The following is a 9,361-nucleotide window of genomic DNA, read 5'->3' on the forward strand; positions in this document are numbered from 1 at the left end:
CGTAGGCAATTTACGAAGGGTGGCTTTACGCCGCTCAGGATCACACGATTGCCGCATATTCGCCAACGTCGTCCAACTGGCCATTCTGGCTACTTGGACACGCTAATCACCGGCATTGCCGGCCGGCTCGGCGTCCCATCCGTCGGCCCTGAGCTTGGCCGCGGCACTGTCGCCGTCGCCCTCGGGGACGGCGAACCGGACGAGCGGCCCGCTCCCCGCGTCGGCATCGACGCCGAGCACGGCGTCGATGCCGAGTCCGGCCAGGGCGTCCAGCAGCCGCGGCAGTTCCCCGGGGCGGTCCGCGACGGCCACCCGCACCCGGTCGGCGCCGCCCGCGGTCCCGGCGGCGGCACCCGGAATCGCCGCCAGCCCGGCGATCCCGCGGTCCAGCAGATCGGTCATGGTCCGCAGGCCGGCGGGCCTGCCGTCCGCGTCCGGATCGGCAAGCACCGCCAGCGCCGTCGCCACCCTTGCGAGGTCGGCCTGCAACTCCCGTACCACCCCGGTCATGGCCGCGGCATTCGACTGCAGAATGTCGGTCCAGAGCCCGGAGTCGCCGGCGGCGATCCGGGTCACGTCGCGCAGCCCCTGACCGGCGAGCCGGCCCGCCCCGCCCGGTATTTGGCGCAGCCGGGCCGCCGTCAGGCTGGCCATCAGATGCGGTACGTGCGAGGTCAGGGCCACCGTCTCGTCGTGGTCCCGGCTGCGCATGACCAGCGGGACCGCACCGCACAGCTCCGCCAGCTCGCGGGCGTGCCGCCAGGCCACGCCCGAGGTCAGCGGGGACGGGGTGAGCACCCAGGGCCGGCCCTCGAACAGCTCGGCGCGCGCCGCCAGCGGACCCGACAACTCCCGGCCGGCCAGCGGATGTCCGCCGATGTAGCGGGAGGGTGCGGGGGCCCGGGCCAGCGCCACCCGCTCCGGGCCGGCCTTGACGCTGGCCACATCGGTGTAGCTGTGGGCCAGCCGGCGCCGCTGGGCATCGACGAGCACGGAGCCGACCTTGCTGGGCGGAACCGCGAGCACGGCCAGATCCACCCGCTCCCGCGGCGTCCGCGCCAGTCCGGCGCCGAGACCGGCGGCGGTCCTGGCGGCGGACGGGTCCCGGTCGGACAGGAATACCGTCACTCCCTGCCGGCTCGCGGCGAGCGCAACGGACGTGCCGATCAGGCCCGTTCCAATGACGGCCATGGTGCGAATCACGGGACATCACCCATCCGAAAAGCCCTCCCCACCATCCGAAAGGCCCGTCAGTTTATGCGCCCGCCCGGCTGTCCAGGAGAGCCCGCCCGGTGGAAAACGACGGCCATAGCCAGACGCCGGACCCGGACCTTAGGGTTCGGGAAAATCCGTTCAACTTCTCCTGAGGTTGGGGCACTCATGGGTAATTCAGCGAAATCCGCGGCACCATTCGAGGATCTCACCATCGACTACACGGAAATGTACGTCGAGGACCTGGACGCATCCGCATTCCACTGGGTCGACAAGTACGGCTTCGCGGTCGTCGGCACCGGCGGCTCCGCGGACTACCGCAGCCTCGCCCTGCGGCACGGCCGCGTCACCCTGCTGCTCACCGAGGCGACGTCGGACAAGCATCCCGCGGCCGCGTACGTCCTGGAACACGGCGACGGAGTCGCCGACATCGCGCTGCGCACCGCGGATGTGCGCGCCGTCTTCGACGCCGCGGTGGCGAGCGGCGCCCCCGTACTCCGGGAGCCCGCCCGGCACACGGGCCACGGTCCCGCCGTCACGGCGGCGATAGGCGGCTTCGGGGACGTCGCCCACACGCTGGTGCAGCGCGCCCCCGGCGCCGCGCCGGGGCTGCCGGCCGGGTTCGTACCGACGCTGCAATCGGGCAGCCGGCGGGCCGACGAGGTGGGACTGCTCGACGTCGACCACTTCGCCGTCTGCCTCAACACCGGTGATCTGGACCCGACGGTCGACTTCTACCGCGGCGTCCTCGGCTTCCGGGACATCTTCCAGGAGCACATCGTCGTCGGCGCCCAGGCCATGAACTCCAAGGTGGTGCAGAGCCCGTCGGGCGCGATCACGCTCACTCTGATCGAACCCGACGCCACCGCGCTGCCTGGGCAGATCGACGAGTTCCTGAAGAGCCATCAGGGGCCGGGCGTCCAGCACATCGCGTTCTCCTCAGAGGACGCCGTCCGCTCCGTACGGGCGCTGTCCGGCCGCGGCGTCGGATTCCTCACGCCGCCGGCGGCGTACTACGACCTGCTCGGCGACCGGATCACGCTGGACCGGCAGCGGCTCGCGGACCTGCGCGGGACCGGAGTGCTCGCCGACGAGGATCACGGCGGCCGGCTGTTCCAGATCTTCACCGCCTCGATCCACCCGCGGCACACGCTGTTCTTCGAGGTCATCGAACGGCAGGGGGCCGAGACCTTCGGCAGCGCCAACATCAAGGCGCTGTACGAGGCGGTGGAGCTGGAGAGGACCGGGCAGCGTGGATTCCAGCGCTGACCTGGCGGCGGAGTCGGCCCAGTCCGCTGACCTGACGGCGGAGTCGGCCCAGTGCCTGACGGATTTCGAACGGGCCGCCGCCTCGGTGCTGCCGGCCGACGTCCGGGACTTCGTGGCCGGCGGCAGCGGCGCTGAGCTGACGCTCGACGCCAACCGCGCCGCACTGGACCGCGTCTTCCTCGTCCCCCGGATGCTCCGGGACGTATCGCACTGCACGACGCGGACCACCCTCCTCGGCCGGCCCGTCCCGATGCCCGTGGCCATCGCCCCCGTCGCCTATCAGCGGCTCGTCAGCCCCGACGGGGAACTGGCGGCCGCGCGGGCGGCGAAGGAGGCGGGCGTGCCCTTCACGGTGAGCATGCTGAGCAGCGTCCCGGTCGAGGAGATCACGGCGCTCGGCGGCACGGTCTGGTTCCAGCTCTACTGGCTGCGGGACAGCGCGCAGACGCTGCGGCTCGCGCACCGCGCCGAGGAGGCGGGCTGCGAGGCGCTCGTGCTCACCGTCGACGTGCCGTGGATGGGCCGCCGGCTGCGGGACGTCCGCAACCGGTTCACACTGCCCGGCCATGTCCGGGCGGCCCACCTGGAAGCCCGCTCCACGGCGCATCAGCGCCAGGCCGGCGACTCCGCCCTGGCCGTCCACACCGGCCAGGCCTTCTCCTCGTCGGTGACCTGGGAGTCGGTCGCGGCCCTGCGCGAGCAAACCCGGCTGCCGCTGGTGCTCAAGGGCATCCTCGCGCCCGCCGACGCGGTCCGCGCCGCGGAGTCGGGGGTGGACGCGATCGTGGTCTCCAACCACGGGGGCCGCCAGCTCGACGGGGCCGCTCCGAGCATCGACGCGCTGGCGGAGCTGGCGCCGGCGCTGCCCGCGAGCTGCGAGATCCTCCTGGACAGCGGCATCCGCAGCGGTACGGACGTGCTCAAGGCGCTCGCTCTCGGGGCGTCCGGCGTGCTGGTCGGCCGGCCGGTGATCTGGGGCGTGGCCGCGGCCGGCGAGGCCGGCGCCCGGCGCGTACTCGACCTGCTCGGGGCGGAACTTCGCGATGCCCTCGGGCTCTCGGGGTGCGGCAGCGTGCCGGCGGCCCGGCAGCTGCGGGCGTACCAGAAACGCTGAGTGCGGCCCTGTCGCCCTGAACACCGAGTCCTCCCGCCCGGCGTGCCGGGGGGAGGACTCGGTGTTCAGGGCCGCGGGTGTCCAACCGCACGGATTGCGGCACTTGGACACACCGGGCGGGTCACGCCGTCACGGCCACCTGCTGGTTCGCCCGAAGAGCGAGCTCCCGCCAGACTCCGGCGCATTCATGGGCCAGATTGGCGACGATGCCGCTGCAGTGCGGCGGGATGTGGTCGATCAGCTCCTGCAGCTCCGCCTCGCTGAGCAGGTGGATGTTCAGCAGCCGCAGCAGGGTGCGGCCGCGCTCGTTGAAGCGCAGCGCGGGATCGGACTTCAGCCGTTCCATGGCCGCGGCCCGCTCCGCCGCCGGCAGCCGGATGGTCTCCCGGGCGCCGGACGGGACGCGGCTCGCGGCGACGGCTCCCGTCGCCTTGTTGGAGGCTGCCTTGCTCACCGGTTTCGGCAGCGGGTCCTCGCCGCGTCGCATCCGGTTCCGTACGTCCCGGGCCGTCTCCGGGGATATGCCCGCGGCCCTGGCGATCTGCCGGAGCGACAGCCCCGGGTTCTCGGCGATGAGTCTGCTGGCGGTCTCGCGGCCCGCGGCACCGTTGACCGGGCGGACGCGGCCGTCCTGCCCGATCCTGCTGCCGGTGGCGGCTGTCCCGCCGGACGTCCGCCGGCGGATCTCGGCAACGGTGGCCGGCGCAACCCCGGTCACCGATGCGATCATCCGGTCCGACCACTGCGGATGCGACACGATGATGCGGCCCGCCGCACGCTTCCGGTCCGCCATCGCCAGCGGAAGACCGTGCGTGATGTTCGACTCCACCGCCAGCACGAAGGCGTCGGCCTCGGTGCCTTCGAAGTAGCTGACCGCGATCTTGCTGTCGCCCCGCAGCTGAGCTGCGCGTAATCGATGCACACCATCGATCACGCGCATGGTCGAGCGGTGCACAATGATGGGCGGAAGTGGAACCATCACCTCCGCCAATGCCTCGATGTGATCCGGGTCCTCCCCTGAACTACGCGGCGATCCCATCGCCTCAAGCGAACTGATCTCGACTTCAGCAACCATATCCTGGTCAAATCTGCCTTGACCAAGTTCCACTTCGAGCTCCTCTCGAAATGAATGCAGGCATGCGGGGGTCGAAGAATTCAACGGATCGATGTTTCCGGGTACGCAGCCGGCGACAAGCCTCCCCCGTTACCCCCACCGGGCCTCCCCCACAGGTGCGGCACCTGAATGCGCCTTTCACGCCGCCGACTCTAACAGTGGTTCTTTCCGCTAGATAGCCCCGTTTGCGGACGCCGTTCGTCCGGTTCGTCACGGCACGGGGAGCGGACTGCCCTTCGGTACGGGCTGGGTCAGAGTTCGGCCCATGACCGGCGAGAGAATCGAAGCGGCGATCGAAAACTCGCGTATGTCCTCGCCGACGAGGGCCTGGGCGCCGTCGCACAACGCCCTTTCCGGGGCGGGATGCACGTCGATCATGACCCCGTCCGCACCGACCGCGAGCGCGGCACGGGCCAGCGGAATCACCAGTTCACGACGGCCGCCGGAGTGCGAAGGATCCACAATCACCGGCAGATGGGACCTGCGCTGCGCCACCGGGACCGCGCTGATATCCAGGGTGTTCCTGGTGGCCGTCTCGAACGTGCGGATGCCGCGCTCGCACAGGACGATGTCCAGATTTCCGCGCTGGGCGATGTACTCGGCGGCCATCAGCCATTCGTCGACGGTGGCGGCGAAGCCGCGCTTGAGCAGTACCGGCTTCCCGGCCGACCCCACCGCCTGCAGCAGGGCGAAATTCTGCATGTTGCGGGTCCCCACCTGGAGCATGTCGGCGTAGCCCGCCACCAGCTCCACGCTCGCCGGGTCGATGACCTCGGTGACCACCGGCATGCCGGTCTCGGCGCGGACCTCGGCGAGGATGCGCAGGCCGGCCTCGCCCAGCCCTTGATACGCATAGGGCGAGGTGCGGGGCTTGAAGGCCCCGCCCCGCAGCAGCGCCGCCCCCGCGGCCCTGGCCATGACGGCGGCCTCGAGGGTCTGTTCGACCGTCTCGACCGCACACGGCCCCGCGATCACGGTCAGCGTGTCCGGCCCGATCGGCACGCCGCCGACGCGGACCACGGACCTGGCGGGATGGTGCTCACGGCTGACGAGTTTGTGCGGCTCCGATATCCGCACCACATCCTGCACTCCTTTACGGCTGCGCAGATTTGCGGTTGCCAGCGCATGCACATCGCCCACCAGCCCGACAATTGTCCGGGTCAATCCGCGACTGACGAAAGCGTCCACACCTGCGGCGCGGACCAGATCGACGATCGAGTCGATATCCTGCTGCGTGGCCTCTGGGGCCATCACTACCACCATGACAAATCCCTCCCCTTTTCCCGGCTGTGAAATCCGCACCGAAGGTAGCACCGGTGGGAATCCCGGAAAAAGCGTCCAGGGGAATTGCCGCACTATCGCCCGGCAGCACAACGGCCCTCAGCTCTGTCCCGCCGGCGAGACAGAGCTGAGGACCCGGGGGTGGCACCCGAAGATCACATGCCGATCGCCGCCTCGTCCAGCATTTGGACTATCCACTCCTGCAAGTCCAGACCTGCGGCTTCGGCGGCCTTCTGCCACTGGACTCGGCGGGTCTGCATGATATTCACCTGAACGAGCACCGCCTTTTCGGCCAATGCCGCGGGCGCCTGCCGCTGCGCCCTGACCCGCTTTCTCAGCTCGTTCCGCGTCCAGTTGCCCTGCTCGGCACGGTCCAGCCAGGCATCCTGCTCCTCCTCCGGCATCCCCGCGACCTCCGCGTGGTGCTGGAAGCTGAGGTCTTTGCGGCGGCGGTGGGCCGGAAACTTCCGTACGACCCAGGCGTAGTTGCGCAGCGTCTGATAATCGAGAGACGTCTCCGCCAGCGCCCGCCGGTAGCGATCGGGGTAGTTGAGCTGTCCGTAGACGAGCCAGTCGCCCAGCCACCAGGCCGACGAATCCACGATCACCAGTATCTGCCGGCCCAGGTGGCGCCACTCGGCCAACGGGAGATCTTCCGGGAGCGACAGTGCGGTGCGCCGGGTCGCCGGCTGCCCGTTGAGTACCGTCCGGCCGCTGACTCCAATCATCGGCTCACCTCACCTGCCCCTCTCGCTGGCAGGCATATCCTCCACGGCGGGCGGTTTCGGCAAGGTATCGGTGCAAGTGTGCGAATATCCCGGCGACAGTCGGTAACTCCCGGGTGGCAGCGCGTGTTACGCAGCGGAAACTCCGCACCGGCTCTACTGGACCGCAGCGAATCGTCGGGAATCGCCAAGGAGCCAGGAGGCGGCATGAACACCGAGGTCCGGTCATGTCTTGAGTGCGGAAGCACGTTCCACTGGACGAGCCGGAACCCGACGCGGAAATTCTGCGGCGACAGATGCAAGGCCCGCTGGTGGCGCGCGCATCAGCGGGGCAAACCGACGGCGGTAGCGGGCGGGCCCGCGCCGGCGCCGCCGCTGGGCGCTGCTCACGAGTGCCCGAACTGCGGCCGGCACATCACGGTCATCAGCCTGCTGGTCGCCGGCGAGACCTGAGGGGCGGCTAGCGGGACGCCCCCAGGGCGGGGATCACCTGGCTGCCGTACGCGTCGATCGTGGCTTCCTTCGCGTCGTGCATGGCGTAGATCGCGAACTGGTCGACGCCCAGGCGCTGGAGGGCCCGCAGCTTCTCGATGTGCGCCTCGACCGGGCCCAGCAGGCAGAAGCGGTCGACGATCTCGTCGGTGACGAAGTCGGTGGACGGGTTGCCGGCGCGGCCGTGGTGCGCGTAGTCGTATCCCTCGCGCTGCTTGATGTACGCGGTGAGCGCCGCGGGGACCAGGTCGGAGTGCTCGCCATAGCGGGTCACCAGGTCGGCGACGTGGTTGCCGACCATGCCGCCGAACCAGCGGCACTGGTCGCGGGCGTGGGCCAGGGACTCCGGGGTGCCGTCGCCGATGTAGGCCGGTGCCGCCACGCAGATCGTCACGTCGTCCGGGTCCCGCCCGGCCTCGGCGGCCGCCGTGCGTACGGCCTTGACCATCCACTCCGTCAGATACGGGTCGGCCAGCTGCAGGATGAAGCCGTCGGCCTCCCGGCCGGCGAGCGCGAGCGCCTTGGGCCCGTATGCCGCCATCCAGACGGGGAGCTTGCCGTCCCGCACCCAGGGCAGCCGGAGGGGGGTGCCGTCTATGTCGGTCTCGCGGCCTTCGGCCAGGTCACGGATGGCGCGCATGGCATCGCTGAGGGTTGCGAGGGTGTTGGGCCTGCGCCCCGCGACGCGCATCGCGGAGTCGCCGCGGCCGATGCCGCAGACGGTGCGGTTGCCGTACATCTCGTTGAGCGTGGCGAAGGCGGAGGCGGTGACCTCCCAGGCGCGGGTGCCCGGGTTGGTCACCATCGTGCCGACCTTGAGCTTGGTGGTGTGCTCCAGGATGCGGCTGTAGATGACGAACGGCTCCTGCCAGAGGACCGTCGAGTCGAAAGTCCAGCCGTAGCGGAAGCCGTTGCGCTCGGCGCGGCGCATCAGGCCGACGACGGCGGAGGCGGGCGGGTCGGTCTGCAGGACGAGTCCGAAGTCCACGGCTTGGTCCCCCTTGTCGCGTCCTTGAAAGCCCTCATAGTGACCGCCCGACGGGGGCTTGGCAATACGTTGTCAACGCGCGTCAAGCGGGGGTGACGTGGCGGAAACACCGCGCCGGGTCTGCCCCCCCTCCCCCAGTCACCCGGCAGTCACCCGGCCAGGTCCACGTGCAGGCCCAGCCCTCGCTCCTCCGCTAGATCGATCAGGAGCCGGGCGGCGGCCAGGTCCTGCAGCCCTACGCCGACCGAGTTGAAGAGCGTCAGATCGGCCGCGCTCGTACGGCCCTCGGCCCGGCCGCTGAGGACGTCGCCGAGCTCGCGGCGGAAGTCGTCCTCGGTCAGGGCCCCTTCGGCGAGCGGGATGAGGACCTCGCCGGACTTGGCGCGGGCGGTGTCGTAGGCGTCGACGACGATACGGCTGCGGACCACCGCCTCGGTGTCGAGCTCGCGGTGGTCGGGGCGGGGCGGGGCGCCGACGGCGTTGACGTGCTGCCCCGGCGCCAGCCAGGCACCCTCGACCAGCGGCTCGCGGGAGGGCGTGAGCGTGCACAGCACGTCGGCGGCCTCGGTGACGGCGCGAGGGTTGTCCAGGACCTTCGCGGGCAGGCCGAGTTCGGCGGTGATACGGGCGGCGAGGTCCTGGGCGCGCGCGGGCGTGCGCCCCCAGAGGACGACGTGTTCGTACGCGCGGGCGGGCAGCAGCGCGCGTACGTGGGCGTACGCGAGCGGGCCGGCGCCGACCAGGCCGAGGGTCGTCGCGTCGGTACGGGCCAGCGCCCGGGTCGCGACCGCGGTCGCGGCGGCGGTACGGGTCCGGGTGAGCTCGGCGCCGTCGAGCAGCGCGACGCAGGCGCCGCTGTCCGCGTCCACGGCGAGGACGGTGGAGCGCTGCACCGGCAGCCCGGCGGCGCGGTTGTCCGGGAGGTCCGCGAGGAGCTTGACGGCGGCGAGCCGGTCGGGGCCGGAGGCCGCGGCCATCGCGAGGAAGGTCCCGCTCGCGCCGGGCAGCGCCATCGCCGGCGGTGCGGGGAGCACGGCCCGGGAGTCGGCGAGGTCACGGTGGGCGCGCGCCACGGCCGCTTCGACGTCCGCCACCGCGTCGGCGAGGAGGGCGCGGATGGTGGAGCGGGTGAGGATGAGGGTCATCGGGGCGGGGTCTCCTGGAGG

Annotated in this window: 9 protein-coding genes; 3 read left to right on the top strand and 6 right to left on the bottom strand. The window is 71.0% G+C overall.

Going from position 1 to position 9,361, the window contains the following annotated elements:
• Positions 1 to 102 precede the first annotated feature (102 nt).
• Positions 103 to 1,191: a prephenate dehydrogenase gene (locus G5C51_RS20025; protein ID WP_165239300.1), complete on the bottom strand. Its 1,089-nt coding sequence runs from the start codon at positions 1,189 to 1,191 to the stop codon at positions 103 to 105.
• A gap of 189 nt (positions 1,192 to 1,380) precedes the next feature.
• On the opposite strand from G5C51_RS20025, the gene hppD reads away from it, so the two are divergent.
• Both hppD and G5C51_RS20035 read left to right on the top strand, forming a co-directional pair.
• Entirely contained in the window at positions 1,381 to 2,481 is a 1,101-nt protein-coding gene (gene hppD / locus G5C51_RS20030) for a 4-hydroxyphenylpyruvate dioxygenase (RefSeq protein WP_165239302.1), read from the top strand.
• Between the two features lie 31 nt (positions 2,482 to 2,512).
• Positions 2,513 to 3,595: an alpha-hydroxy acid oxidase gene (locus G5C51_RS20035; RefSeq protein ID WP_165239321.1), complete on the top strand. Its 1,083-nt coding sequence runs from the start codon at positions 2,513 to 2,515 to the stop codon at positions 3,593 to 3,595.
• A 121-nt stretch (positions 3,596 to 3,716) separates the two neighbouring features.
• Here the strand turns inward: G5C51_RS20035 and G5C51_RS20040 are convergent, their stop codons facing one another.
• The 3 genes from G5C51_RS20040 to G5C51_RS20050 form a co-directional block, all read right to left on the bottom strand.
• Positions 3,717 to 4,754, bottom strand: coding sequence for a ParB and winged helix-turn-helix domain-containing protein (locus G5C51_RS20040; protein ID WP_240929788.1), 1,038 nt, complete (start codon positions 4,752 to 4,754; stop codon positions 3,717 to 3,719).
• A gap of 165 nt (positions 4,755 to 4,919) precedes the next feature.
• On the bottom strand, positions 4,920 to 5,972 hold the full coding sequence (gene aroF / locus G5C51_RS20045) for a 3-deoxy-7-phosphoheptulonate synthase (RefSeq protein WP_165239304.1): 1,053 nt from the start codon (positions 5,970 to 5,972) through the stop codon (positions 4,920 to 4,922).
• A 173-nt stretch (positions 5,973 to 6,145) separates the two neighbouring features.
• Positions 6,146 to 6,718 (bottom strand): LmbU family transcriptional regulator, encoded by a 573-nt coding sequence (locus G5C51_RS20050; RefSeq protein WP_165239306.1) that lies wholly within the window; start codon positions 6,716 to 6,718, stop codon positions 6,146 to 6,148.
• A 204-nt stretch (positions 6,719 to 6,922) separates the two neighbouring features.
• Between G5C51_RS20050 and G5C51_RS20055 the strand changes: the two genes are divergently transcribed.
• The gene (locus G5C51_RS20055) at positions 6,923 to 7,168 is read left to right on the top strand and encodes a DNA gyrase inhibitor YacG (protein WP_165239308.1); all 246 of its coding nucleotides are present in this window, start codon (positions 6,923 to 6,925) and stop codon (positions 7,166 to 7,168) included.
• Positions 7,169 to 7,175: 7 nt separating this feature from the next.
• Here the strand turns inward: G5C51_RS20055 and G5C51_RS20060 are convergent, their stop codons facing one another.
• Complete coding sequence (locus tag G5C51_RS20060) at positions 7,176 to 8,195, bottom strand: TIGR03842 family LLM class F420-dependent oxidoreductase (RefSeq protein ID WP_165239310.1); 1,020 nt, start codon at positions 8,193 to 8,195, stop codon at positions 7,176 to 7,178.
• Between the two features lie 149 nt (positions 8,196 to 8,344).
• Positions 8,345 to 9,361, bottom strand: a 1,017-nt coding sequence (locus G5C51_RS20065; RefSeq protein WP_240929789.1) for an ornithine cyclodeaminase family protein, incomplete at its 5' end; no start/stop codon positions are given.

This window comes from Streptomyces coryli (genome assembly GCF_011044975.1).
Lineage (GTDB): Bacteria > Actinomycetota > Actinomycetes > Streptomycetales > Streptomycetaceae > Streptomyces > Streptomyces coryli.